This window comes from Crenobacter oryzisoli (genome assembly GCF_030385785.1).
GTDB lineage: Bacteria > Pseudomonadota > Gammaproteobacteria > Burkholderiales > Chromobacteriaceae > Crenobacter_A > Crenobacter_A oryzisoli.
This window is the reverse complement of sequence record NZ_JAUEDK010000041.1, coordinates 13,506-38,149: the sequence shown is the minus strand read 5'-3', so window position 1 is coordinate 38,149 and position 24,644 is coordinate 13,506. Positions and strand designations below refer to the sequence as shown.

At 65.3% G+C, this 24,644-nt stretch carries 22 protein-coding genes, 1 tRNA gene and 1 rRNA gene; 16 read left to right on the top strand and 8 right to left on the bottom strand.

Annotated elements, in window-relative coordinates; all coding sequences use genetic code 11:
- Positions 1–68 precede the first annotated feature (68 nt).
- Positions 69–145: transfer RNA gene (locus tag QU481_RS18035), tRNA-Ile, on the bottom strand.
- 78 nt (positions 146–223) lie between these two features.
- Positions 224–1,759, bottom strand: a 16S ribosomal RNA gene (locus QU481_RS18030).
- A 396-nt stretch (positions 1,760–2,155) separates the two neighbouring features.
- On the opposite strand from QU481_RS18030, the gene corA reads away from it, so the two are divergent.
- Complete coding sequence (corA, locus tag QU481_RS18025) at positions 2,156–3,127, top strand: magnesium/cobalt transporter CorA (protein WP_289831409.1); 972 nt, start codon at positions 2,156–2,158, stop codon at positions 3,125–3,127.
- A gap of 59 nt (positions 3,128–3,186) precedes the next feature.
- Here the strand turns inward: corA and argJ are convergent, their stop codons facing one another.
- Together argJ and recQ are read right to left on the bottom strand one after the other, a co-directional pair.
- Positions 3,187–4,404, bottom strand: a complete 1,218-nt coding sequence (gene argJ / locus QU481_RS18020; protein WP_289831408.1) for a bifunctional glutamate N-acetyltransferase/amino-acid acetyltransferase ArgJ — start codon at positions 4,402–4,404, stop codon at positions 3,187–3,189.
- 159 nt (positions 4,405–4,563) lie between these two features.
- On the bottom strand, positions 4,564–6,360 hold the full coding sequence (recQ, locus tag QU481_RS18015; protein WP_289831410.1) for a DNA helicase RecQ: 1,797 nt from the start codon (positions 6,358–6,360) through the stop codon (positions 4,564–4,566).
- A gap of 225 nt (positions 6,361–6,585) precedes the next feature.
- Between recQ and QU481_RS18010 the strand changes: the two genes are divergently transcribed.
- Both QU481_RS18010 and QU481_RS18005 read left to right on the top strand, forming a co-directional pair.
- A complete protein-coding gene (locus tag QU481_RS18010; RefSeq protein WP_289831407.1) occupies positions 6,586–7,059 on the top strand; it encodes a surface-adhesin E family protein in 474 nt (157 codons plus the stop codon).
- A gap of 44 nt (positions 7,060–7,103) precedes the next feature.
- Positions 7,104–7,880 carry a ParA family protein gene (locus tag QU481_RS18005; RefSeq protein WP_289831406.1) on the top strand — a complete coding sequence of 259 codons (777 nt, stop codon included), beginning with the start codon at positions 7,104–7,106 and terminating at the stop codon, positions 7,878–7,880.
- A gap of 28 nt (positions 7,881–7,908) precedes the next feature.
- On the opposite strand, the gene QU481_RS18000 is transcribed toward QU481_RS18005, so the two are convergent.
- Entirely contained in the window at positions 7,909–10,194 is a 2,286-nt protein-coding gene (locus QU481_RS18000) for a DNA internalization-related competence protein ComEC/Rec2 (RefSeq protein ID WP_289831405.1), read from the bottom strand.
- Positions 10,195–10,297: 103 nt separating this feature from the next.
- Here QU481_RS18000 and QU481_RS17995 point away from each other — a divergent pair, with 103 nt between their 5' ends.
- The 3 genes from QU481_RS17995 to QU481_RS17985 all read left to right on the top strand — a co-directional run bounded on the left by QU481_RS17995 (position 10,298) and on the right by QU481_RS17985 (position 14,289).
- Positions 10,298–11,074, top strand: a complete 777-nt coding sequence (locus QU481_RS17995; protein ID WP_289831404.1) for a class I SAM-dependent methyltransferase — start codon at positions 10,298–10,300, stop codon at positions 11,072–11,074.
- A gap of 164 nt (positions 11,075–11,238) precedes the next feature.
- Complete coding sequence (locus QU481_RS17990) at positions 11,239–12,978, top strand: ABC transporter permease (RefSeq protein WP_289831403.1); 1,740 nt, start codon at positions 11,239–11,241, stop codon at positions 12,976–12,978.
- A gap of 18 nt (positions 12,979–12,996) precedes the next feature.
- Positions 12,997–14,289 carry an ABC transporter ATP-binding protein gene (locus QU481_RS17985; protein WP_289831402.1) on the top strand — a complete coding sequence of 431 codons (1,293 nt, stop codon included), beginning with the start codon at positions 12,997–12,999 and terminating at the stop codon, positions 14,287–14,289.
- A 75-nt stretch (positions 14,290–14,364) separates the two neighbouring features.
- On the opposite strand, the gene QU481_RS17980 is transcribed toward QU481_RS17985, so the two are convergent.
- Both QU481_RS17980 and QU481_RS17975 read right to left on the bottom strand, forming a co-directional pair.
- Positions 14,365–15,234 carry a DMT family transporter gene (locus QU481_RS17980; protein WP_289831401.1) on the bottom strand — a complete coding sequence of 290 codons (870 nt, stop codon included), beginning with the start codon at positions 15,232–15,234 and terminating at the stop codon, positions 14,365–14,367.
- 99 nt (positions 15,235–15,333) lie between these two features.
- Positions 15,334–16,239, bottom strand: a complete 906-nt coding sequence (locus QU481_RS17975; protein ID WP_289831400.1) for a LysR family transcriptional regulator — start codon at positions 16,237–16,239, stop codon at positions 15,334–15,336.
- A gap of 223 nt (positions 16,240–16,462) precedes the next feature.
- Here QU481_RS17975 and QU481_RS17970 point away from each other — a divergent pair, with 223 nt between their 5' ends.
- Positions 16,463–16,672: a SlyX family protein gene (locus QU481_RS17970; RefSeq protein WP_289831399.1), complete on the top strand. Its 210-nt coding sequence runs from the start codon at positions 16,463–16,465 to the stop codon at positions 16,670–16,672.
- Between the two features lie 77 nt (positions 16,673–16,749).
- Here the strand turns inward: QU481_RS17970 and QU481_RS17965 are convergent, their stop codons facing one another.
- Entirely contained in the window at positions 16,750–17,670 is a 921-nt protein-coding gene (locus tag QU481_RS17965; protein WP_289831398.1) for a DMT family transporter, read from the bottom strand.
- A gap of 82 nt (positions 17,671–17,752) precedes the next feature.
- Between QU481_RS17965 and dapC the strand changes: the two genes are divergently transcribed.
- The 9 genes from dapC to QU481_RS17920 all read left to right on the top strand — a co-directional run bounded on the left by dapC (position 17,753) and on the right by QU481_RS17920 (position 24,518).
- The gene (dapC, locus tag QU481_RS17960) at positions 17,753–18,934 is read left to right on the top strand and encodes a succinyldiaminopimelate transaminase (RefSeq protein ID WP_289831397.1); all 1,182 of its coding nucleotides are present in this window, start codon (positions 17,753–17,755) and stop codon (positions 18,932–18,934) included.
- Between the two features lie 54 nt (positions 18,935–18,988).
- Positions 18,989–19,810, top strand: coding sequence for a 2,3,4,5-tetrahydropyridine-2,6-dicarboxylate N-succinyltransferase (gene dapD / locus QU481_RS17955; RefSeq protein WP_289831396.1), 822 nt, complete (start codon positions 18,989–18,991; stop codon positions 19,808–19,810).
- 89 nt (positions 19,811–19,899) lie between these two features.
- A complete protein-coding gene (locus QU481_RS17950) occupies positions 19,900–20,331 on the top strand; it encodes a GNAT family N-acetyltransferase (RefSeq protein ID WP_289831395.1) in 432 nt (143 codons plus the stop codon).
- 161 nt (positions 20,332–20,492) lie between these two features.
- On the top strand, positions 20,493–21,302 hold the full coding sequence (locus QU481_RS17945) for an ABC transporter ATP-binding protein (protein WP_289831394.1): 810 nt from the start codon (positions 20,493–20,495) through the stop codon (positions 21,300–21,302).
- Positions 21,303–22,088 carry a lipid asymmetry maintenance ABC transporter permease subunit MlaE gene (gene mlaE / locus QU481_RS17940; protein ID WP_289831393.1) on the top strand — a complete coding sequence of 262 codons (786 nt, stop codon included), beginning with the start codon at positions 21,303–21,305 and terminating at the stop codon, positions 22,086–22,088. It begins immediately after the preceding gene.
- 11 nt (positions 22,089–22,099) lie between these two features.
- Positions 22,100–22,606, top strand: a complete 507-nt coding sequence (mlaD, locus tag QU481_RS17935; RefSeq protein ID WP_289831392.1) for an outer membrane lipid asymmetry maintenance protein MlaD — start codon at positions 22,100–22,102, stop codon at positions 22,604–22,606.
- A 63-nt stretch (positions 22,607–22,669) separates the two neighbouring features.
- Complete coding sequence (locus QU481_RS17930; protein WP_289831391.1) at positions 22,670–23,296, top strand: MlaC/ttg2D family ABC transporter substrate-binding protein; 627 nt, start codon at positions 22,670–22,672, stop codon at positions 23,294–23,296.
- Positions 23,296–23,694, top strand: coding sequence for an STAS domain-containing protein (locus tag QU481_RS17925; RefSeq protein ID WP_289831390.1), 399 nt, complete (start codon positions 23,296–23,298; stop codon positions 23,692–23,694). Before QU481_RS17930 ends, QU481_RS17925 begins: the two co-directional genes overlap by 1 nt.
- A complete protein-coding gene (locus QU481_RS17920; RefSeq protein ID WP_289831389.1) occupies positions 23,691–24,518 on the top strand; it encodes an MlaA family lipoprotein in 828 nt (275 codons plus the stop codon). Before QU481_RS17925 ends, QU481_RS17920 begins: the two co-directional genes overlap by 4 nt.
- The last annotated feature ends 126 nt before the right edge of the window (positions 24,519–24,644 follow it).

Sequence of the window (24,644 nt, the reverse complement as noted above, 5' to 3'; positions counted from 1 at the left end):
ATCGAACCGACGACCCCCTGCTTGCAAAGCAGGTGCTCTCCCAACTGAGCTATGCCCCCAACTAGAACTGGTGGGTCTGGTTGGACTCGAACCAACGACCCCCGCCTTATCAAGACGGTGCTCTAACCAGCTGAGCTACAAACCCAGTTGTCTCGCTACTCTTGAACCGCTGAACAACCGATAGGCTGTGAGAACCTGAACCCATGCAGGGCTTTTTCTCTAGAAAGGAGGTGATCCAGCCGCAGGTTCCCCTACGGCTACCTTGTTACGACTTCACCCCAGTCATGAAGCATACCGTGGTAAGCGGGCTCCTTACGGTTACCCTACCCACTTCTGGTATCCCCCACTCCCATGGTGTGACGGGCGGTGTGTACAAGGCCCGGGAACGTATTCACCGCAGTATGCTGACCTGCGATTACTAGCGATTCCGACTTCATGCAGGCGAGTTGCAGCCTGCAATCCGGACTACGATCGGTTTTATGAGATTAGCTCCCCCTCGCGGGTTGGCGACCCTCTGTACCGACCATTGTATGACGTGTGAAGCCCTAGCCATAAGGGCCATGAGGACTTGACGTCATCCCCACCTTCCTCCGGTTTGTCACCGGCAGTCTCGTTAAAGTGCCCAACTTAATGATGGCAACTAACGACAAGGGTTGCGCTCGTTGCGGGACTTAACCCAACATCTCACGACACGAGCTGACGACAGCCATGCAGCACCTGTGTCTCGGCTCCCTTTCGGGCACCCTCACGTCTCTGCGAGGTTCCGAGCATGTCAAGGCTAGGTAAGGTTCTTCGCGTTGCATCGAATTAATCCACATCATCCACCGCTTGTGCGGGCCCCCGTCAATTCCTTTGAGTTTTAACCTTGCGGCCGTACTCCCCAGGCGGTCGACTTCACGCGTTAGCTGCGTTACCAGGGATTTCAACCCCCGACAACTAGTCGACATCGTTTAGGGCGTGGACTACCAGGGTATCTAATCCTGTTTGCTCCCCACGCTTTCGTGCATGAGCGTCAGTATCATCCCAGGGGGCTGCCTTCGCCATCGGTGTTCCTCCACATCTCTACGCATTTCACTGCTACACGTGGAATTCCACCCCCCTCTGACGTACTCTAGCTTGCCAGTTCCAAACGCAATTCCCAGGTTGAGCCCGGGGCTTTCACATCTGGCTTAACAAGCCGCCTGCGCACGCTTTACGCCCAGTAATTCCGATTAACGCTTGCACCCTACGTATTACCGCGGCTGCTGGCACGTAGTTAGCCGGTGCTTATTCTTCAGGTACTCTCATCCCCAGTGGATATTAGCCACTAGGATTTGCTCCCTGACAAAAGTCCTTTACAACCCGAAGGCCTTCTTCAGACACGCGGAATGGCTGGATCAGGCTTTCGCCCATTGTCCAAAATTCCCCACTGCTGCCTCCCGTAGGAGTCTGGGCCGTGTCTCAGTCCCAGTGTGGCGGATCATCCTCTCAGACCCGCTACTGATCGTCGCCTTGGTGAGCCTTTACCTCACCAACTAGCTAATCAGACATCGGCCGCTCGAATAACGTGAGGTCCTAAGATCCCCCACTTTCCCCCTCAGGGCGTATGCGGTATTAGCACACCTTTCGGTGCGTTATCCCCCATTACTCGGTACGTTCCGATGCGTTACTCACCCGTTCGCCACTCGCCACCAGACCGAAGTCCGTGCTGCCGTTCGACTTGCATGTGTAAAGCATTCCGCCAGCGTTCAATCTGAGCCAGGATCAAACTCTTCAGTTCAATCTTTCGCTAATTTCGTACTTGGCTGCAAGCTCAAAGAAACGAGTTCTTCAATCTTGCGGCATGAGCTCCTGATCAATCCAGGCTCTCACACCTATCGGTTGTTCGTGCTGTTAAAGAGCGGTTGTTGCTGACGGCGTCGCTTCGTGGCGTTGCTGGGTCAGCAGCAGAGGAGGCGAAATATACGCTCAGACCCTGATGGCGTCAACGCTTTTTCACCAAAAAATTTGATTTTTCTGGCAATTTTAAAAAATTGCACGTTAATCCACTGATTTAAAACAAATTATCTATAAATAATAATAAATCGGTCATCTCGCGCCCCCACCCATACCCATCAGCGTCTACCGTCTGGCCTATGCTGAACCTGCAAACGGTACGCTCGCGAGAGGATTCCGTATGTTGATCAATTGCGCCGCCTATCAGGACGGCAAGAAACTGGCGGACATTACGCAGACGGCGATCCGCGACTATCTCGTCCGCCCGGACTGTTTCGTCTGGGTCGCGCTGAAGGACCCCGAGCCGAGCGAACTGGAAGCGATGAGCGAGGAGTTCGGCCTGCACGAGCTGGCGGTGGAAGACGCCCTCCGGGGCCACCAGTTGGCGAAGATAGAGGAATACGGCGAGATGCTGTTCGTGGTGCTGCACCTGCTGGAGCTCGACCCGTCGGGTCAGGTGCGGACCGGCGAGGTAGCCGTGTTCGTCGGCGCCAACTATGTGCTGTCGATCCGCAGTCGCAGCGATCTGGGCTTCCTGGGTGTTCGCGCCCGCTGCGAACGCGAGCCGCAGCTGCTGCGTTTCGGCGCAGGCTTCGTACTGTACGCACTGATGGACGCGGTGGTTGACCGCTATTTCCCGGTGATCACCGCGCTGGAGCAGGAGCTGGATGCGATAGAGGAGAGGATGTTCACCAAGGGCAGCTCGTCGCGCAACAACATCGAGGCGTTGTACGAGCTGAAGCGCAAGCTGATGCTGGTACAACACAGCATCTCGCCATTGGAGGACGCGGTCGGCAAGCTGCTCGGCGGCCGGGTGCCGCAGGTGTGCGTGGGTCTGCACGAGTACTACCGTGATATCTACGACCACCTCGAGCGGGTGGTGAAGCATGTAGAGGCAATCCGCGACATGCTGAACACTGCGATCCAGGTAAATCTGTCGCTGGTCTCGCTCGACGATTCAACGATCACCAAGAAGTTCGCCGCTTACGGCGCGCTGTTCGCAGCGCCGACGCTGATCGCCGGCGTGTACGGGATGAACTTCAAGGACATGCCCGAGCTGCAATTGGACTACGGCTATCCGGTGGCCATCGTGGTGATGTTGTTGCTCGACGTGCTGTTGTGGTGGCGGTTCAAGCGCGCGAACTGGATCTGACGGTACAAACAAAACAGGCCGGGCGATGCCCGGCCTGTTTCTTTATATCCCTGCAAAACTCAGCTGCGGTAGTCGGCGTTGATCTTCACGTAGTCGTACGAGAAGTCGCAGGTCCACACGGTGGCGCTGGCGGCACCGCGGTTGAGCACCGCGCGCACGGTGATCTCGGCCTGGTTCATCACGCGCTGACCGTCCTCTTCCTTGTAAGCCGGGTTGCGACCTCCGTCGACGGCGACCAGCACGTCGTCGAGGTAGAGCTCCAGGCGATCGACGTCAAGGTCGTTGACGCCGGCATAGCCGATCGCGCACAAGAGGCGGCCGAGGTTGGGGTCGGACGCGAAGAAGGCGGTCTTCACCAGCGGCGACTTGGCGATCGCGTAAGCGACGGCCTTGCACTCGGCGACCGAGCGGCCGCCCTCGACCTTGACGGTGATGAACTTGGTGGCGCCCTCGCCATCGCGGATGATCGCCTGGGCGAGTTCGGTGGCGATGTCGGTGAGCGCAGCCTTAAGCTGGGCGTAGGCCGGCTGGCTGGCCGAGTCGACCAGCGGCAGCGTGCTCTTGCCGGTGGAAATCAGGATGAAGCTGTCGTTGGTCGAGGTGTCGCCGTCGACAGTGATACTGTTGAACGACGGGTCGGCGACTTCCTTGACCAGCTGTTCGAGCAGCGGGCGGATGATCGGCGCGTCGGTGGCGACGAAGCCGAGCATGGTGGCCATGTTCGGGTGGATCATGCCCGAGCCCTTGGCGATGCCGGTCAGCGTCACCTTGTGGCCGTCGATGTCGAGCACGCGGCTGGCGGCCTTCGGCAGGGTGTCGGTGGTCATGATCGCCTCGGCGGCCTCGGCCCAGCTGCTGGCGCGGCGCTTGGGCAAGGCGGCAATGATCTTGTCGACCGGCAGCGGCTCGAGGATCACGCCAGTGGAGAACGGCAGCACCTGGTGCGGTTCGCAGCCGAGCTCGGCGGCGACGGAAGCACACACGGCGCGGGCACGCTCGCGGCCCTGCTCGCCGGTGCCGGCGTTGGCGTTGCCGGTGTTGACCACCAGCGCGCGGATCTGCGCGTTATTGGCGAGATATTCCTTGCACAGCTGCACCGGAGCGGCGCAGAAGCGGTTCAGGGTGAACACGCCGGCGACGGTATTGCCCTTGTCGAGATGAACCACCAGCACGTCCTTGCGGCCGGGGGTCTTGATGCCGGCTTCGGCGACGAACAGGTCGACGCCGGCCACCGGGGCCAACTGGTCGGCGGTTTTCACGCTGAGATTGACTGCCATGTAGTGCTTCTCCTCGGAGCTTGAACTGGTAGAGCCGCTGAGCAAACCCGCCCGGCCCACCGGCAGGCCTCACTGAGAGCGCGAGACCGGGCTTGCGGAGCGACTCTGGACCGGGACGATTGTAGCGGGATTTGTCCGACAACAGGTTGGCCAAACGCGTCAGGCGACGTCGACCTCGGCGAATAGCTCGAGCAGCGCCGCACCGTAGCGCGCCAGCTTGAGTTCGCCGACGCCGTGTACCTTGCCGAGTTCCGCCAGGCTCCCCGGGCGCTTCTCGATCAGGTCACGGAGCGTGCGGTCGGAGAACACCGCGTACGCCGGCACATTGTGCTCGTCGGCGCGTTCCTTGCGCCAGCGGCGCAGCGCCTGCCACAGCCGCTCCTCGCGCTCGGTACGCAGCCAGCGATCGCTGCTGGCGACGCGCGGCGCCTTGTCGTCAGCGAGCGGTCGCAGGAACACCTGCTGCTGGCCTTTCAGCACCGGCCGGCTGGCGTCGGTAAGCACCAGCGACTGGCCGCACGTCAGGTCGACGTCGAGCAGCTTCTGCGCCACCAGCTGGCGCACCATCGCGCGCCAGGCGCGCTCGCTGTACTCCTTGCCGATGCCAAAGGTCGAGAGCCTTGTGTGGCCGCACTGTTCGGCCAACGCCGACTCCTTGCCGCGCAGCACGTCGATCACGTGGCTGGCAGCAAAGCGCTGGCCGACCCGGTAGATGCAGGACAACAGTTTCTGCACCGGCAGCGTCGCGTCGAAGGTGATCGGCGGCGCCAGACAGTTGTCGCAGTGGCCGCAGGGCTGAATCGTTTCGCCGAAGTGCGACAGGATCTGCTGGCGGCGGCAGCTGGCGGTCTCGCAGAACGCCAGCATCGCGTCGAGCTTGCCGATCTCGACCTGTTTCTGCAGCTCGGCCATCTCGCCGGCAACGATCATCTGTTTCAGCAGCACCAGATCGTTCAAGCCATAACACAGCCAGCTGCTGGCCGGCAGGCCGTCGCGACCGGCACGGCCCGATTCTTGATAGAAGTTCTCCGGGCTCTTCGGCATGTCGAGGTGGGCAACGAAGCGTACGTCCGGCTTGTCGATGCCCATACCGAACGCGACGGTGGCACACATCACCACGCCGTCCTCGCGCAGGAACTGGCGCTGGTTGGCGTCGCGCGCCTCGTGGCTCATGCCGGCATGGTAGGCGAGCGCGTTGATGCCGTTCTCGCACAGCCAGGCGGCGGTGTCTTCGACGCGCTTGCGCGACAGGCAGTAGACGATGCCGGACGAGCCGGCGTGCTCGTTCTGGATGTAGCCGAGCAGCTGCTTCTTGGCGTTGTGCTTCTCCACCACCTGATAGAACAGGTTGGGCCTGTCGAAACTGGTGACGAACTGCTCGGCGTCCTGCAGCTTCAGGTAGTGCAGCATGTCTTCGCGGGTCTGCGCGTCGGCGGTGGCGGTCAGCGCGATGCGCGGCACCGTCGGCCAGCGGTCGGCCAACAGGCCGAGCTGCTGGTACTCGGGGCGGAAGTCGTGGCCCCACTGGCTGACGCAGTGCGCCTCGTCGATCGCGAACAGCGAGAGCGGCACGTCGTCGAGGAAATCGAGGAAGCGCGGCGTCAAGAGCCGTTCCGGCGCGACGTACAAGAGGTCGAGCTCGCCTAGGCGGGCGCGGCGGGCGATGTCGCGCGCCTCGTCCGGGCCGGTGGCCGAATTCAGGCAGGCGGCGTCGACGCCGAGCTCGACCAGCGTGGCGACCTGGTCCTGCATCAGCGCGATCAGCGGCGACACCACGATGGCGACGCCGTCGCGCAGCAGCGCCGGAATCTGGAAGCACAGCGATTTGCCGCCGCCGGTGGGCATCAGCACCAGCGCGTTGCCGCCGTTCGCGACCCGGTCGACGATGTCGGCCTGGCGGCCACGAAACGCCGGGTAACCGAATACGGTATTAAGGAGAGTGAGCGCGTCCTGCATCGGAACCACATTCGCAAAGAGGCCGCCATTGTACGGCATGGGGCGGCGCTTGCCGCGTCGGGGTGCCGTCATGGCCGCCCGCTGGCCTAACTGATCGAGCCGAAACAGCCGCCCACCAAGGCGCTATGCATCAGGCATACCTGTGGCAAAAGCGTCGATGCCGGCGGGCGGTTTGCGCCGCGCGTGCGCTGTGCGACACTGGGCGCGATTGATCAGGAGGTTTTCATGTCCAAGCGTTACCTCGCGCTGGCGCTCGTCGCCGGCGTGCTGGCCGGCTGCGCCACCGGCCCCACTACCAAGACCACCCTCCCTACCCGCCCGAGCAAGGCGCCGGTCGACGCCAACGCCGACTGGCAGAACCTCGGCGTGTCGCCCAACGGCAACATCCTCAACGAGATCGACAAGCTGTCGATCAAGCACCAGGGTAATCTGGTGAGCTTCCGCGACAAGAAGACCATCTTCAACCCGAAGAAGGAAAACTTCCTGTCGACGCCGGTGCACAAGTACTCGATCAACCAGTGGCAGATCGACTGCCAGAGCCACACCTATCGCCTGTCGTCGATGACGTTGTACGACGAAGGGAACCGGCCGATCGCCAGCTTCACTTATAATGCCGATCAGATAAAACCGGCACCGGTGGTGCAGAACTCGGCGAGTTACCAGCAGATGCTGTTCGTCTGCGGCAGCCAAGGCATCTAAGCCGCGCCGCTTGCCGCCGGCCGCTTCGACAACAAGGGGAAGTTATGCACGCGATCCGTCGGGTGGTATTCAACCAGAAGGGCGGGGTCGGCAAGACCACCATCACCGTCAACCTCGCAGCGGTCGCGGCGCGCCAGGGCCGTCGCGTGCTGCTGCTCGACCTCGACCCGCAGGGCAACAGCAGCCATTACCTGCTCGGCGGTACCGTACCGACCGTGCACGCGGCCGGGCTGTTCAACGAGATGCTGGCGATCAGTCTGTACGGCCAGCCGCCGCAGGCCTTCGTCACCGAGACGCCGTTCGCCGGCCTGCACCTGATCGCCTCGCACCCGGAGCTGGCCGAGCTGATGACCAAGCTCGAGTCACGCTACAAGATGTTCAAACTGCGAGAGGCGCTCGATACCCTGGCCGCCGACTACGATGAGATCTGGATCGACACCCCACCGGCACTGAACTTCTACACCCGCTCGGCGCTGATCGCCGCCAGCCGCTGCCTGATCCCGTTCGACTGCGACGCGTTCTCCCGCCAGGCGCTGTACGGCTTGATCGACAACGTCGCCGAGATCCGCGCCGACCACAACCCGGCACTGCAGGTCGAAGGCATCGTGGTCAACCAGTTCCAGCCGCGCGCCAGCCTGCCGGTGCGGCTGGTGGCCGAGCTGAAGGCCGACGGCCTGCCGGTGTTCGACGCGGCGCTGTCGAGCTCGGTGCGCATCCGCGAGTCGCACGAGGCAGCCAGCCCGCTGCCGTGGTTCGACCCGCGCCACAAGCTGACCCAGGAGTTCGAGGCGCTGTACGGCCAGCTGGCCAGCCACGCCTGAGCTTCCCCTTGTCCCGGCTGCGGCCGCCCTACTCCACCGTCTCAGCCTCATCCGACACCACGGGCCGGCGCCGCCAGAAACGCGGCGCCTGCTCGCGCCAGCCCTTCAGCGTCAACGTCTCGCCCATCTCCAGCGTCAACATTCCCTGCGTATCGGTACGCCACGCGCGCGCGCCGCTGCCGGCGACCCGCGCCAGCGTGTCCGGATGCGGATGACGGTAGCGGTTACGGTAACCGGCACTGAACACCACCTCGCGCGGCGCGACCGTCGCCAGCCAGTCGGCGCCCGACGAGTAGCGGCTGCCATGGTGCGATGCAACCAGCACGCTGCTTCGCAGCGCCTTGCCATAGCGTTCGGCCAGGGCCTGCTCCTGCTGTCCCGGCAAGTCGCCCGGCAGCAGCAACGCCTGTCGCTGCGTAGCGATGCGCAACACACAGCTGGCGGCGTTGTCTTCCGTTATCGACACGCCCTCGTCGGGCGCAAGCATGTCGAAGCGCACGCCGTCCCACGCCCAGCTCTGGTTCGACAGACAGGCCTGCGCGGCTGGCTGGGCATCGGGCAGGCTTTCCGGCTGGCCGGCGAGCAGCGTGTCGACCGGCATGGCGGCCAGGAGGCTCTCGCCGCCGCCGTCGTGGTCATTGTCGTGGTGGGACAGCAGCAGCACATCGAGCCGCTTCACCCCAAGCCCGGTCAGCTGCGGCAGCACGGTGCGGCCAGCGTCGCCCGCCCCAGTGTCGTATAGCAGCGTATGGTTCGCGGTTTCGACCAGCACCGACAGCCCTTGGCCGACGTCGATCAGCGTCGCGCGCAGCGTGCCCGGTGCCGGCGGGGGCGGACGGTACAGCAGCAGCGGCAGCAAGAGCAGTGCGCCGGCGAGCCGGCCGGGCACTCCGCGTGGCGCGATCAGCCACAAGGAGCCCACGAACGCCAGCGCCGCCACCGGCCACGGCACGCCCGGCTGCGACCACATCGGCGCATACGGTGCGGCGAGATCGACCGCCCAGTAGAAACCGTCGGCCAGCCAGCCGGCCAGCCGCAACGGCCCATCCCACGGGATGAACACCGCGAAGAGCGCGAGCGGCGTCAGCAGCGACGACACGTACGGAATCGCCACCGCGTTGGCGAACGGTGACACCAGCGGCACGCCGTTGAAGAACAGCGCGAGCGGCAGCAGCGACATCACCAGCACCGCCCACTGGCCGAGCAAGGCCTCCTGCCAGCGGCCGGCACGGCGGCGCCGGCCGACGCCGACCGCCATCAGCGCCACGACCAGACCGAACGACAGCCACACCCCCGGCGCCAGCACCGCGAACGGATCGGCGAGCAGCACCAGCGCGAGCGCGCTCCACCAGATGCGGAACGGGCCGAGCGAGCGGCGCAACAACAGCATCAGCACCGCGCAGGCCAACATATAGAAGGTGCGCTGTGTCGGTACCGACCAGCCGGCGAGCAGCGCATAGCCCAGCGCTGCTGCTAGGCCGCCCAGCGCGACCACGAGCCGTGGCGCAATGCGGCGCGGCGGGCGCCAGCGCAGCACCAGACGCAACAATGCGGCGACCAGGCCGGCGAACAGCGTGACGTGCAGTCCGGAGATGCTGACGAGATGCGTCAGGCCGAGCAGGCGGAACGCCTGCCAGTCGGCGGCGGCAATCCGCCCCTGTGCACCGACGGTCAACGCGCCAAGCAACGCTGCGGCGCGCGGCTCGGCGACCGCCGCGTCGATGCGCTCGAGCAAGGTGGATCGGATGCGGTCGAGACGGGCGCGCGCGTCGTCGACCTCGCCGTCGGCGATCCGGCCCTTGCGCACCGACGCGGTCGCGCCGATGCCCTCCGACCAGTACCACGCCTCGGCGTCGAAGCCGAAGCGGTTGGCCGGCCCGGTCGGCTGCTTCGGCGCCAAAGTCAGCCGCCAGCGGCTGCCGGGCGGCCAGTCCTCGTTGCGATAGTCGGTCAGCAGCCAGGAGCGCGGCAGCGTCGCGCCCGGGGTCAATACCTGCTCGACTTCGACGCGCAAGCGGGTGCCGAATTCGCCCGGGTCGGGCAGATCGCGCACCACTGCGACGACGGCGACCGGCTTGCCCTCCCACGCGGGTGACAGCTGCTCGACCTGCTCGGCACGCCAGCTCGTCCAGGCAACGCCGAGCAGCGACAACAGTGCGACCCCGAACACGCCGCGCCAGCCCGGCAGCAGCCGGCCAGCCAGCCACAGGGCGAGAGCGGCACAGAGCGGCCAGCGCCAGTCGGGCAGCTCGGCGAGGTAGAACGGCAGGACGAGGCCGGCGACGAGGGCCGGTAGGGCGTAAGGAATGCGCATCGCAACGTTTTATGCCAAATGCAAGCGCCGCGTCGAGCGCGCCGGCGGTTGTCGCACCGCCCGTCCTGCCGTATCGTCGCGGCAACGCAACCGGAAGCTCCCGATGACCACACCGCTCTACTGCGCCGAACCGGCGCGCCACCACACCGCACAACAATTGGCCGAACGCTTTGCACTGCCGCTTATCACCCGCCGCCCGAGCGACGGTTACTGGCTGGAACTGGGGCCGGAGCGGCTGGAGCTCGTCACCACCGGCAAGCAGGGTGCGGTGTACGCCGAGTTCGTCGCCGGCGCCGCCAAGCATCGCCGCGAGCAGGGTGGCGGGCGTGGCCAGCCGGTCGCGAAGGCGATCGGTCTGAAGGGCGCCGACACACTGCCACGCGTGGTCGACGCCACTGCCGGCCTCGGCCGCGACGCCTTCGTGCTGGCGACGCTCGGCTGCGCCGTCACGCTGGTCGAGCGCTCGCCGGTGGCGGCGGCGCTGGTCGCCGACGCGCTCGACCGCGCTGCCGGCCACCCGGACACGATGGACATCGCCGCGCGGATGACACTGGTGCACGCCGATGCGATCCGCTGGCTCTCGACCCTGGCCGAAGCCGACCGGCCCGACGTGGTGTTCGTCGACCCGATGTTCCCGGACACCGGCAAGAGCGCTGCCGTGAAGAAGGACATGACTGCCTTCCAGGCGGTGGTCGGCGACGACCTCGACAGCGCGGCGCTGCTCGAAGCGGCGATAGCGGCGGCGAAGACCCGGGTGGTGGTGAAACGGCCGCGCCTCGGCGCGCCGATCGAGGGAGTGAAGCCGAGCGGCGAGCAGATCGGCAAGAGCACCCGCTTCGACATCTACAGTATCAAAGCGCTGCGCGGCGGCGCGGCGTAAAATTGCGTAACATTTCTTGACGGCTTTTTTACCTGGATACCGCTATCATCCCGGCCGTCATGAGCGAGCGTCATCCGCTCGTCAAACCGCTACGTTAGGCTGGCGTCCATACGCCACCTTACAGAACAACCCGCCCTACCCGGGCACCCGCGTCGGACAACCTGATGAGAATTGCCCTGCCCCCGTTCATTCACGACTCGGCACGACGCCTCACCCCGAACCGCTGGGACGTGATCGCCTTCCCGCTGATCCTGTGCACGATCGCGCTGATCAGCACCGAATACCACCAAACGATGGCACCGCTGTCGGCGCTGAAAGCCGAACCGATCTCGCTCGACCCGCTGAACCTGCCCGAGTACGCGATGCGCACCACGCTGCGCATGCTGGCGGCGATGATCGCCTCGATCGTGTTCGCGCTCAGCTACGGCACGCTGGCCGCCAAGAGCCGGCGCGCCGAAAAGGTGCTGGTCCCGATGCTGGACATCCTGCAGTCGGTGCCGGTGCTCGGCTACATCTCGTTCACCGTGACCTTCTTCCTCGCGCTGTTCCCGGGCCGGGTGCTCGGCGCCGAGTGCGCGGCGGTCTTCGCGATCTTCACCAGCCAGGCGTGGAACATGGCGTTCAGCTTCTACCAGTCGATGCGCACCGTGCCGCACGACCTGGGCGAAGTGTCGCGCAGCTTCCACCTGACCGGCTGGCAGAAATTCTGGAAGCTCGAGGTGCCATTCGCGCTGCCAGGCCTGATCTGGAACATGATGATGAGCATGTCCGGCGGCTGGTTCTTCGTGGTGGCGTCCGAGGCGATCACCGTCGGCAACAACACCGTCACGCTGCCGGGCATGGGCTCGTATCTGGCCGAGGCGATCACGCATCAGAACCTGTCCGCGATCGGCTGGGTGATCGTCGGCATGACCCTGGTGATCCTCGCCTACGACCAGCTGCTGTTCCGCCCGCTGGTGGCGTGGGCCGACAAGTTCCGCCTCGAGGACACCGCCTCGCAGTCGGCGCCCCAGTCGTGGCTGTTGGACCTGGTGCGCCGCACCCGCCTGTTGCAGCAGCTGTTGGCGCCACTCACCGCCTTCGTACTGGCGGTGACCCGTCACCCGCTGCGCCTGGAGCGCCGCTCGCTGGCGCTGCCGTTCGAGAGCAAGGTCTCCACCAACGGGGTCGACTGGCTGTGGAACGCGCTGGTCGTGGCCGGCACCGCCTACCTGATGTGGCGGGTGATCAGCTACGCCAGCAGCACAGTGACGCTCGCCGAGGTCGGCCACGTGCTCCTGCTGGGCCTGCTCACGCTGTTGCGCGTGCTGCTGCTGATCCTGCTCGCCTCGGTGGTCTGGGTGCCGCTGGGCGTGATGATCGGGCTGCGTCCGAAACTGGCCGAAAAGATCCAGCCCTTGGCGCAGTTCCTCGCCGCCTTCCCGGCCAACCTGTTGTTCCCGATCTTCGTGATCGGCATCGTACGATTTAACGCCAACCCGGACATCTGGCTGAGCCCGCTGATCGTGCTCGGCACGCAGTGGTACATCCTGTTCAACGTGATCGCCGGTACCACCGCCTACCCGAACGACTTCCGCGAGGTGGCGGCCAACTTCCACATCCGCGGCTGGCAGTGGTGGAAGAAGGTGATGCTGCCGGGCATCTTCCCCTACTACGTCACCGGCGCGATCACCGCGTCGGGCGGCGCCTGGAACGCCAGCATCGTCTCGGAGGCGGTGTCCTGGGGCAAGACCCACGTCGACGCGCACGGTCTGGGTGCCTATATCGCGCAGACCACCGCCGCCGGTGACTTCCCCCATATCATCCTCGGCATCACCGTGATGTCGCTGTTCGTGGTGCTGTTCAACCGGCTGCTGTGGCGCCCGATGTACGCCTACGCCGAAAACCGCCTGCGCCTGCACTGAGAGTTAAGGATCCAAGACATGAACAACCACCGCGAAATCCTGTCCGTACGCAACGTGCGCTGCGGCTTCGACAAGCAGCAGGAAGAGTTGCTGGTGCTGGACGGCGTGAACGTGTCGCTGCGCGAGGGCGAAATCGTCGGCCTGCTGGGCCGCTCCGGCTCCGGCAAGTCGACGCTGCTGCGCATCATCGCCGGCCTGATCCGCCCTACCGGCGGCGAGGTCGACTACTGCGGCACGCCGGTCGATGGGCCTGCCAAGGGCGTGGCGATGGTGTTCCAGACCTTCGCGCTGTTCCCGTGGCTGACCGTGCTGGAGAACGTCGAGGCCGGCCTTGAGGCGCTCGGCATCCCCGCCGACGAACGCCGCCGCCGCGCGCTGGCGGCGATCGACCTGATCGGCCTGGACGGCTTCGAAAACGCCTACCCGCGCGAGCTGTCCGGCGGCATGCGCCAGCGCGTCGGTTTCGCCCGCGCGCTGGTGGTCGACCCGACACTGCTGTTGATGGACGAGCCATTCTCTGCGCTCGACGTGCTGACCGCCGAGACGCTGCGCACCGACCTCCTGGACCTGTGGACCGACGGCAAGCTGCCGATCAAGTCGGTGCTGATCGTCACCCACAACATCGAGGAGGCGGTGTTCATGTGCGACCGCATCGTGCTGCTGTCGTCCAAGCCGGGCCGCCTGATCGCCGAGATCAAGGTGCCGTTCCCGCACCCGCGCAACCGCCTCGACCCGGCGTTCCGCCAACTGGTCGACGATATCTACGCGCGCATGACCGCCCGCCCGGTACCGACCGCAGCGCCGAAGCCGTCGCTGGAGGAAGGCACCGCGCTGCCGCCGGTATCGACCAACCTGCTGGCGGGCCTGGCCGAAACGCTGCTGGCCGAACCGTACAACGGCAAGGCCGACCTGCCGGAGATCGCGCGCACCCTGCATCTGGAAGTCGATGACCTGTTCCCGGTGGCCGAGGTGCTGCACCACCTGCAGTTCGCCGACATGAGCGAGGGCGACATCACGCTGACCCCGGCCGGCCGCCAGTTCGCCGAATACGACACCCAGGAACGCAAGCAGCTATTCGCCGCGCACCTGCTGAACCACGTGCCGCTGGCGCGGGTGATCGTCGACGCCCTGCACCAGCACCAAGGACAGAACGTACCGCGCAGCTACTTCCAGGACCGCCTGGAAAAGTACCTGAGCGAGAGCGCCGAGGAAGAAACCCTCGACACGGTGATCAGCTGGGGGCGCTACGCCGAGATCTTCTCGTACAACGACCAGAGCGAGCAGTTCAGCCTGGAAGACATCGCCGCATGAGCCGTCGCGCCGCCACGCACCACGCCCCGCCGTGCCCGCCCGGGCCGGCGGCGTGGTCGTTGGGGTGTCGGGATACTAGCCGCGCGCCAAGAGCCGTGCGCCCAGATACAGCAGCGGCACGCCCAGCAGCGTCGCCAGCGCCGGCCAGTCGCCGAACAGCAGCGCACCGCCGGCCAGCCCGCTGAGCATGATCACGTAGCCGAGCTGACTGAGGAACACCGGGCTCGACAGCTTCTGCAGCTGGAAATACAGCAGGCTAGCCACCACCGACAGCCCCACCTGCAGCGCCAGCCAGCGCATCCCAGCTACCGGCACGACCAGGCCGCCGCTGAACAACAGCCACGGCAACAGGGTCAGCGCCCCGGCCAAGAGCTGGCTTCCCGCCAGCATCGCGTTGTCGATGCCCTTGGGCAGGTAGCGTTTCCGCAACAGGTTGCACAGCGCCAGGAACAGCGGTGAGCCAAGCGCTACCAACAGCCAGCCGAACTCGGCCGGCGCCGCCAACCGCAGCCGCGGCGACAACACCAGCACCGCACCGGCCACCCCCAGCCCGACCGCCAGCGCGCGCGGCCCACTCAGTTTCTCCCAGCCTATCGCCAGCGCCATCAGCCAGGTGAACAGCGTCGGCAGCGTGTAGAGCAGCGCGGCATAACCGGTGCCCAGGTGGGGGATCGCCAGATAGGTCAGGCAGTTGGGCAGCAGGCTCAGGCCACCCATCAGCACGCTGTAGCGGGCCAGCTCGCGGCCACGGCCGGTCGGAAGCCGGCCAATCGACAACAGCAGGGCGCCGGCGAGCAACGAGGACCAGAAGGCGTAGCCGAGTGGCGCGACGCCGACCGAGGTCGCGAGCTTGACCACCAGCAGGCCGGCGCCGAGCAGGCTGCCGGTGCCGATCAGCAGCGCCAGCGGGCTGTGGCCGGCGCGGGACAAGACGACGGATGACATGGCGCGACTCCTCATTCAGATGACGCGACCAGTATCGGGCGCTGCAGCGCCCGGAATAAGCCGGGCGGCGGAAGAACGCCCCTTCCGCCACGGCAACAATCAGGGCAGATCCAGCCCGGCCAGAAATTCGATAAACGCCGCGCTCTTCGGCGCCACGGCGCGGTTGGATGGCAACAGCGCGAACAGCTTCAGCCCCTGCGGCACCCAGTCCGGCAGCACCTCGACCAGCCTACCGTCGGCGAGCAGGTCCTGAACCGCCAGCGTCGGCGTCAGCGTCAGACCGATGCCGTCGAGCAGGCTGGTGCGCAGCAACATGCTGCTGTTCACCGACAGCCGCCCGCGCACCGGCACCCGCACCTCTTCGCCACCGCGACGGAAGGTCCACTCAGCATAACTGCCACTCAAGGTATGGATCAGCGCCACGTGTTGGCCCAGATCGCTCGGGTGTTCGAGCGGCCCGGCACCGGCGAGGTAGCCGGGGCTCGCCACCAGCGCGCGACCGAGCGGACCGATGGTGCGCGCCACCAGCCGCGAGTCGGGCAGGCCGCTGCTGATGCGCAACGCCAGGTCGAAGCCGTCCTCGACCAGGTCGACATAGTGATCGGACAGTACCAGGTCGAGCGACACCTCCGGGTAGGCACGCAGGAACGCCGGCAGGTGCTGTTGCAGGAACAGTTGGCCGAACGCGATCGGCACCGCCATGCGCAGCCGGCCACGCGGCGTGTCGCCCAAGGCCTGCAGCGCCTGCTCGGCCAGCTCCAGCTCGTCGAGCGCCTTCACACAGTGGCGGTAATAGAGCCGCCCGGCCTCGGTCAGGCTGAGCCGGCGGGTGGAACGCTGCAGCAGCCGCACGCCGAGCGACTCCTCCAACGCGCTGATCTGCTTGCTGGCGGCCCCGGAGCTAAGCTCCAGCCGCTCGGCGGCACGGCTGAAACTGCCCTGCTCGGCGATCAACCGGAACAGGCGCAGGGCGGCAAGACTGTCGAGGGGGCGGCGTGGGCTCATTTCGGGCTCTCGTAAGCAAGCAGTCATTATGACAGACGTGTCGAATAGCCCGTTCGACTCAACAGCCCCGTCCAAGGTAGCCACTCTTGCCGCTTTTTTCTATGGTTCGTGGCCATATGGTGCTGTCAGGCCCGCCATCGCGTAAAATTCACAGGGTTCCGCATGCCGGAGCCCTTCTCGTTATTTCTGGCCGATTCCATTGCGGCCCCTACCGGAGATGCCCATGGAAGCCCGTCTGATCGAACTCGAAAGCAAGGTCGCGCTGCAGGACGACCTGCTCGACGCACTGAATCTGACCGTCGCCCGCCAGCAACAGCAGATCGACCTGCTGCAACAGCAGCTGCGCGTGCTCTATCAGCAGTTCCGCGCCAACCAGCCCGACAGCGACGGCGGCTCCGGCTCGCTGCGCGACGAAATCCCGCCGCACTACTGATAACAAAGCGGGACCCGATCGGGTCCCGTTGTCTCGCCCGGCCGGTCAGGCCGTCTTACGCGGTTTCGAGCAGGGCTTCATGCCGACGGCTCCGCCGCCGGGGTCTGCGCGGCGGCAGGTTTGTGTGTCATCTTGCCCGACATCAGGCTGGCGCCGACGATCAGCGCCCCACCCAGCCACTCGTTCGGCTTCATCACTTCGCCGGCCAACAGATAAGCCGATAGCGCGGCGAACACCAGCTCCATCAGCATCAGCGTCATCGCCTGCGTCGCCGGCAGGATGGTCAGGCCGTACTGCGACACCACGCTGGTGGCGAACAGCGACATCGCCATCGCCACCACCAGCGCCCAGCCAACCGCCGGCATCGCGGCCACCTCGCCAAGCTGCCCGCGGCTGACCAAGCCGATGAAGCCCATGCTGGCAACGCCGAACCAGATGCAGGCACTCTTGGCCGCCACCGGCAGCGTCTTGGCGCGGCGTGACAGCACATTGCCGAACGCGAACGCAAAGCCGCCGGACAGCGCCAGCCACTCGTAGCCGTGCGACAGCGGCGCGTCGTTGCCGATCGCGCCGGGCTTGTACAGGATCACCGCGCAGCCGACCAGCGACAGGGCCACCACGCCCCAGCCAGTGCGGGTCAGCCTCTCCTTCAGCAGCACCCACGAAAAGAACACCGCCCACAGCGGCGACAGGTAGAACAACAGCAGCACCCGCATCACCTCGCCCTCGGTCACCGACCAGGTGTAGCTGAAGTTGCACCAGCCGAACGCGATCGTCAGCGGGATCAGCACCGGCTGGAAGCGGAATTCGTCGCGGAACACCTTGTAGAACAGCGTCAGCCCGGCCGCCGCCGCGCCCAGGTACACCAGCATCGAGGTGGCGAAGTTGCTGATACCCATCTCGTGCATCGCGCGGAACGGGTACCAGATAAAGCCCCAGACCATCGCGCTGGTCAGCACGCACAGCATCGCGAAGAGTTTATGTTTTACAGGAGACATCTCAGTTTCTTACTATTAGCGGTTTTAGCTTGATTTGCGACGAGAAATGTCGCGATCGCGACCTAGCCGGAGTACCTGTGCCGTGAACCCGCATCTGACCCAACTGCAGCCCTATCCGTTCGAACGGCTGCGCGCCCTGCTTGCCGGCGTCACCCCGCCGGCAGACCTGAAACCGATCGCACTGCAGATCGGCGAACCGAAACACGCCACCCCGACCGTGGTGACCGAGGCGCTGACCCACTCGCTGGCCGGCCTAGCCGCGTATCCTAGCACGCTGGGCAGCGCCGAGCTGCGCGCCGCCTGCGCCCACTGGCTCGAGCGCCGCTACGGCGTGTCGACCAACCCCGACAGCGAAATCCTGCCGGTGAACGGCAGCCGCGAAGCGCTGTTCGCGTTCACGCAGGCGCTGATCGACCCGAGCCGCAGCGGCGAGCGCCCGGTGGTAATCTCACCGAACCCGTTCTACCAGATCTACGAAGGTGCGGCCCTCTTGGCCGGCGCCGAGCCCTACTATGTCAACTGCCTGGCCGAGAACCGCTTCCAGCCCGACTGGACCGCGGTGCCCGAGACGGTATGGCAACGCACCCAGCTCGTGTTCGTCTGCAGCCCGGGCAACCCGACCGGCGCAGTGATGTCGCTCGCCGACTGGCAGGCGCTGTTCGAGCTGTCGGACCGCTACGGCTTCACCATCGCCTCGGACGAATGCTACTCGGAGATTCACTTCGGCCAAGCCCCGCTCGGTGGTCTCGAGGCGGCAGTGAAGCTCGGACGCGGCTTCGAGCGGCTGGTGATGTTCACCAGCCTGTCCAAGCGCTCCAACGTGCCCGGCCTGCGCTCCGGCTTCGTCGCCGGCGACGCCGCGCTACTGAAGCACTTCCTGCTCTACCGCACCTACCACGGCTGCGCGATGAACCCGACGGTGCAGGCCGCCAGCGCTGCCGCCTGGCGCGACGAGGCGCATGTCGAGGACAACCGTCGCCAGTATGCAGAGAAGTTCGCCGCGGTGATGCCCCTCCTCGCGCCGGTGTTCGAGTTCGCCGAGCCGGACGCCTCGTTCTACCTGTGGGTCCGCGTGCCCGGTGGCGACGACCAGGCCTATGCGCGCCGCGCCTTCGCCGAAGCGAATGTGACGGTGCTGCCGGGCAGCTTCCTCGCCCGCGATGCGCATGGCGTCAACCCGGGCGCCGGCTACGTGCGCCTGGCGCTGGTCGCGCCGCTCGCCGATTGCGTCGAAGCCGCCAAACGGCTCGCCGCACTGCGGTAGAATAACGTCCAACAATCAACCGATACCCGTTCCACCCATCCCAAGGACAACACCATGCATCAGTACCAGAGCCTGATCGAGACCGCGTTCGAGCAACGCGCCGACATCACCCCGGCCACCGTCTCGGCCGAGATCAAGACCGCCGTCGACAGCGTGATCGCCGAGCTCGACACCGGCCGCCTGCGCGTCGCCGAGAAGATCGACGGCGAGTGGATCACCCACCAGTGGCTGAAGAAGGCCGTGCTCTTGTCGTTCCGCATCCGCGACAACGGCGTCAGCGATGACGGCGTGAACCGCTACTTCGACAAGGTCGACACCAAGTTCGCCGACTGGAACCAGGAACAGTTCCAGGCCGCCGGCTTCCGCGTGGTGCCGGGCGCCGTGGCGCGCAAGGGCTCCTTCGTCGCCAAGAACACCGTGCTGATGCCGTCATACGTCAACATCGGCGCCTACGTCGATGAAGGCACCATGGTTGACACCTGGGCCACCGTGGGCAGCTGCGCCCAGATCGGCAAGAACGTGCACCTGTCGGGCGGTGTCGGCATCGGCGGCGTGCTCGAGCCGCTGCAGGCCAACCCGACCATCATCGAAGATAACTGCTTCATCGGCGCACGCTCGGAAGTGGTCGAAGGCGTGATCGTCGGCGAAGGCTCGGTGATCTCGATGGGCGTGTACATCGGCCAGTCCACCAAGATCTACGACCGCGAAACCGGCGAAATCAGCTACGGTCGCATCCCGCCGGGCTCGGTGGTGGTGTCGGGCAACCTGCCGTCGGCCGACGGCAAGTACAGCCTGTACTGCGCGGTGATCGTGAAGAAGGTCGATGCCAAGACCCGCGCCAAGACCAGCATCAACGAACTGCTGCGCGGCATCTGATCCGCCCGGTAAAGCTCGAGCAAAACGCCCGCCACCTCGGCGGGCGTTTTTTATGGCAATGTTGGCCGAATCCTCTATCGGAGCCTACCATGCACGACGACTATGTATTGATCCCGGCAGCCCCCGCCGTCGACGATTACCGTCGCCTACGTGTCGCTACCGGCCTGTCGGCCAAAAGCGCCGAAGCCGCCGCGCGCGGCCTGCCCAACACGCTGTTCGGCGTGCGCCTCGAGTGGCAGGGCCAGGTGGTCGGCATGGGCCGGTTGATCGGCGATAATGGTTGCTTCTACCAGGTGGTCGACATCGCGGTCGACCCGACCCATCAGGGCAAGGGACTGGGCAAGCGCATCGTTGCGGCACTAGTCGACTGGATCACCGCCAACGTGCCGGAAACCGGCTACGTCAGCCTGATCGCCGACGGTCCGGCACACGCCTTGTACGCGCAGTTCGGCTTCGTGCCGACCGCGCCGGCATCGGTCGGCATGGCGCTAAAACGCCAGTCAAGGAGCGCCCTCGACTAGACCGAACGGTCGGCCCGGGTCGTTCGTTTTGTTACCCTACGTTACAATAACGCCACAATGCGATGTCCTCGTCATTTGGCGCGGCCGGTAGGGAAACGATAAACTACAGCCGGTAACGGGCCGATAGCGCCCGCCACCTTCTTTCACTTCGATAGGCAAAAGTGTCCCACGACCCGTATATCGAACTCAGGAACGTCAGCTTCGGCTACGGCGAGCGACAAATCCTGAGCAACATCAACCTGCGCGTGCCGCGCGGCCAGCTGGTCGCGATCATGGGCGGCAGCGGCAGCGGTAAGACCACACTCTTGCGACTGATCTCGGGCCAGGTCCGTCCGGATTCGGGCGAGGTCTGGGTGGATGGCAAGAATGTCGCCACGATGAACACGCGGGAACTGTATGCACACCGCCGCAAGATGGGCATGCTGTTCCAGTTCGGCGCCCTGTTCACCGACTTGTCGGTCGCCGATAACGTCGCCTTCCCGCTACGCGAGCACACCGCGCTGCCCGAGGACATGATCCGCGATCTGGTGACGCTGAAGCTGTCGGCGGTCGGCCTGCGCGGCACACAGACGCTGATGCCGGCCGAGCTATCCGGCGGCATGGCGCGCCGCGTCGCGCTGGCGCGCGCGATCGCGCTCGACCCGGAGCTAATGCTGTACGACGAGCCGTTCACCGGCCTCGACCCGATCTCGCTCGGCGTGATCGCCCACCTGATCAAGCGCCTCAACCAAGCGCTCGGCACCAGCGCAGTGATGGTGACGCACGACGTGCAAAAGTCGCTCGAGATCGTCGACTACGTCTACTTCGTCGCCCATGGCGAGATCGCCGCCGAGGGGAGCCCCGAGACGGTGCGCCACAGCGACTCGCCCTGGCTGAAACAGTTCGTGCACGGCGACCCGGACGGCCCGGTTCACTTCGCCTACCCGGCCGACACCTCCCTGGCCGACGACCTCAGTGCGGGAGCCCGATGAATGTTTAACACCCTTGCCTCCCCGTTTCGCAAGCTCGGCGAACTGACGATCAACGCGGTCTGGCGGCTCGGCTTTGCCACCCGCTTCCTTGGCGCGATCCTGATGTACTCGGGCCAGAGCCTGATGCGCCTGCAGATGACCATCCGCGAGGTGTACTTCGCCGGGGTACTGTCGCTGATCATCATCGTCGTTTCCGGCCTGTTCGTCGGCATGGTGCTCGGCCTGCAGGGCTACAACACCCTGTCGCGCTTCGGCTCGGCCGACGCGCTCGGCGCCTTGGTCGCGCTGTCGCTGTTGCGCGAGCTCGGCCCGGTGCTCGCCGCGCTCTTGTTCGCCAGCCGCTCAGGCAGCGCGATGACCGCCGAAATCGGCCTGATGAAGGCCACCGAGCAACTCGATGCGATGAGAGTGATGGCGGTCAACCCGATCGCCCGCGTGGTTGCCCCACGCTTCTGGGCCGGGGTGATCTCGATGCCGGTGCTCGCCGCGCTGTTCAACGTCATGGGCGTCTTCGGCGGCTACCTGATCGGCGTGGTGATGATTGGCCTCGATGCCGGCACCTTCTGGTCGCAGATGCAAGCCAACGTCGACCTGCACTCCGACGTGATTAACGGCCTGATCAAGAGCCTGGTGTTCGGCATCGCCGTGACACTGATCGCCGTGTTCGAGGGCTACGATGCCACCCCGACTGCCTCCGGCGTCTCCTCAGCAACCACCCGCACCGTGGTGACGTCGGCGCTGGTGATTCTGGCGCTTGACTTCGTGCTTACCGCCTTCATGTTCTAGGAAACACCTGAATGAAACGCTCCACCATCGACCTCTGGGTCGGCATCTTCGTCGCCATCGGCATCGCCTCGGTGATCTTCCTGTCGCTGAAGGTCGCCAACCTGACACCGCAAAGCAACGAGCAGACCTACGCGCTGACCGCCGACTTCGACAATATTGGCGGCCTGAAAGTGAAGGCGCCGGTCAAGTCGGCCGGCGTGCTGGTCGGCCGCGTCAGCAACATCCAGCTCGACGCCAAAACCTACCAGGCCAAGGTAACGCTGGCGATCAACAAGCAATACCAATTTAGCAAGGATGCCAGCGCCGAGATCCTCACCGCCGGCATCCTCGGCGAACAGTACGTTGGCCTGACCGAAGGCGGCGACCCCGACACGCTGCAACCGGGCGACAAGATCAGCCTGACCTCGTCGGCGATGGTGCTCGAGCAACTGATCGGCAAGTTCATGACCAACTTTGCCGAGAAAGGCAGCAACGACAGCAGCAGCGGGCACGCTGACAAGACCGCGCCCCAGCAATAAATGAACAACCGCACCGATACAATAACCACGCGGGATTGATGAGTAACCCCACAGGACTGACTGATGATGAAACGACTTTTCGCCTCCTTCTGTGCGCTGATGATGCTAGTAAGCAGCAGCGCTTTCGCCACCAGCGATTCGCCGGTGGAAACCATCCGTGACGGCGCTCGCCAGGTGCTCGACCTGCTCAAGCAGGACAACGGCAAGAACACCCGCCAGATCCGCCAGCAGGTCGAGGCGGTGGCGGTACCGCAGTTCGACTTCCAGCGTATGACCGCGTTGGCGGTCGGCCGCGGCTGGCGCCAGGCCACCCCGGAACAGCAGCAACAGCTGTCCCAGGAGTTCCAGACCCTGCTGGTGCGCATCTACACCTCGACGATGACCCGCTACAAGGGCACCCAGGTCGACGTGAAGCCGAATCCGATCCTCGCCAGCAACGGCCGCGAAGCCACGGTAAAGTCGGAAGTGACCCTGCCGAACAGCAGCGACAAGAAGCCGGTCAGCATCGACTACACTCTGTATAAGACCTCGCAGGGCTGGAAGATCTACAACGTCAGCGTTGAGGGCGCCAGCCTGGTGACGGTGTACCGCAATCAGTTCAACGACGAGATCAACAAGAACGGCGTCGACGGCCTGATCAAGATGCTGAAGGACAAGAACGCCGGCGTCACCGCCAAGGGCAACGCCTGATGCTGCAGGAAACCGGAGTCGGCACCGCCCGTCTCGACGGGGCGCTGACCGATGCTGAAGGACAAGAACGCCGCCGTCACCGCCAAGGGCAACGCCTGATGCTACAGGAAACCGGAGTCGGCACCGCCCGTCTCGACGGGGCGCTGACCATGGATAGCGCGGGCCCACTGGCCCGCCCGCTTACCGAACTGGCCGCTCGTGGCCCGCTGACGCTCGATCTATCGGGCGTCAGTGATGCCGACTCGGCGGCGCTGGCGCTGCTCCTGCAGGCGCGCCGCGCCGCCGAAACCGCCGGCCACACGCTGACCGTCACCGGCTGGCCGACTGGCCTGTCGGGCCTGCTCACACTGTACGCACTCGACGAGCTCTTCCCTTTACCTGCCGGAGCCCGTGCATGAACCGCTCGATTCGCACGCTGACCGTCAGCGCGACCCTGCTCGTCGCCGGCTGCGCCACCCATCCGAGCAACCCAGAGGACCCGTACGAGTCGTACAACCGGGCGATGTACGCGGTCAACGACCGCCTCGACCGAGCGGTGATCAAACCGGCGGCGCAAGGCTACCGGGCGATCACCCCGCAACCGGTCCGCAACGGGATCAGCAATTTCTTCGACAACTTCCGCGACATGTACAGTGCCGCCAGCAACCTGCTGCGCGGCCATGTCGAAGACACGCTGAACGACATCATGCGAGTGGCGCTGAACAGCACCTTCGGCCTCGGCGGCCTGCTCGACATCGCCGACCCGGCCAAGCTGAAGAACAACAAGACCACGCTCGGCGACACCTTCGCCAGCTGGGGCTGGAAGAACAGCAACTACTTCGTGATGCCGATCTTGGGCCCGTCGACGGTACGTGACGGCCTCGGCACCGCCACCACGTTGGCAGTGCCCGGCCCGGAGCACCGGGTCTACGAAAACACCGACGGCGGCGCGTACATCTACTGGGGCCTCAACGGTATCAGCACCCGTGAGAAGTTGCTCGACGTCACCAACGCGGTCGACGAGGCCGCGGTAGACCGCTACAGCTACACCCGCGATGCCTACATGCAGCTGCGTGCCAAGCAGGTCGGGGCCCCGCTACCCAAGCCGAGCGATAGCGACGCCAACGACATGAACATCGACGAGCTGGTCGCACCGACCGGCGGTGCCGCCTCGGCGCCTGCCGGCGAAGTCGCCAAGCCAGCGGCTTCGGCGCCCGCCGCTGCACCGGCACCTGCGCACTGAACCGGCGTAGCCCCTGCCCGACAGGAGCCAGCCCAAAAGCCGTGCCCTCCCAGAGAGGCACGGCTTTTTTCACCCGCGTAATGGCTGCCTATGGGCTGACCGGCAGCCACGCAGCGTTGCGCTCCC

Coding starts and splice junctions, on each gene's coding strand:
- corA (WP_289831409.1), top strand. CDS start 2,156: ATGTTGATCAATTGCGCCGCCTATCAGGACGGCAAGAAACTGGCGGAC.
- argJ (WP_289831408.1), bottom strand. CDS start 4,404: ATGGCAGTCAATCTCAGCGTGAAAACCGCCGACCAGTTGGCCCCGGTG.
- recQ (WP_289831410.1), bottom strand. CDS start 6,360: ATGCAGGACGCGCTCACTCTCCTTAATACCGTATTCGGTTACCCGGCG.
- QU481_RS18010 (WP_289831407.1), top strand. CDS start 6,586: ATGTCCAAGCGTTACCTCGCGCTGGCGCTCGTCGCCGGCGTGCTGGCC.
- QU481_RS18005 (WP_289831406.1), top strand. CDS start 7,104: ATGCACGCGATCCGTCGGGTGGTATTCAACCAGAAGGGCGGGGTCGGC.
- QU481_RS18000 (WP_289831405.1), bottom strand. CDS start 10,194: ATGCGCATTCCTTACGCCCTACCGGCCCTCGTCGCCGGCCTCGTCCTG.
- QU481_RS17995 (WP_289831404.1), top strand. CDS start 10,298: ATGACCACACCGCTCTACTGCGCCGAACCGGCGCGCCACCACACCGCA.
- QU481_RS17990 (WP_289831403.1), top strand. CDS start 11,239: ATGAGAATTGCCCTGCCCCCGTTCATTCACGACTCGGCACGACGCCTC.
- QU481_RS17985 (WP_289831402.1), top strand. CDS start 12,997: ATGAACAACCACCGCGAAATCCTGTCCGTACGCAACGTGCGCTGCGGC.
- QU481_RS17980 (WP_289831401.1), bottom strand. CDS start 15,234: ATGTCATCCGTCGTCTTGTCCCGCGCCGGCCACAGCCCGCTGGCGCTG.
- QU481_RS17975 (WP_289831400.1), bottom strand. CDS start 16,239: ATGAGCCCACGCCGCCCCCTCGACAGTCTTGCCGCCCTGCGCCTGTTC.
- QU481_RS17970 (WP_289831399.1), top strand. CDS start 16,463: ATGGAAGCCCGTCTGATCGAACTCGAAAGCAAGGTCGCGCTGCAGGAC.
- QU481_RS17965 (WP_289831398.1), bottom strand. CDS start 17,670: ATGTCTCCTGTAAAACATAAACTCTTCGCGATGCTGTGCGTGCTGACC.
- dapD (WP_289831396.1), top strand. CDS start 18,989: ATGCATCAGTACCAGAGCCTGATCGAGACCGCGTTCGAGCAACGCGCC.
- QU481_RS17950 (WP_289831395.1), top strand. CDS start 19,900: ATGCACGACGACTATGTATTGATCCCGGCAGCCCCCGCCGTCGACGAT.
- mlaE (WP_289831393.1), top strand. CDS start 21,303: ATGTTTAACACCCTTGCCTCCCCGTTTCGCAAGCTCGGCGAACTGACG.
- mlaD (WP_289831392.1), top strand. CDS start 22,100: ATGAAACGCTCCACCATCGACCTCTGGGTCGGCATCTTCGTCGCCATC.
- QU481_RS17930 (WP_289831391.1), top strand. CDS start 22,670: ATGATGAAACGACTTTTCGCCTCCTTCTGTGCGCTGATGATGCTAGTA.
- QU481_RS17925 (WP_289831390.1), top strand. CDS start 23,296: ATGCTGCAGGAAACCGGAGTCGGCACCGCCCGTCTCGACGGGGCGCTG.
- QU481_RS17920 (WP_289831389.1), top strand. CDS start 23,691: ATGAACCGCTCGATTCGCACGCTGACCGTCAGCGCGACCCTGCTCGTC.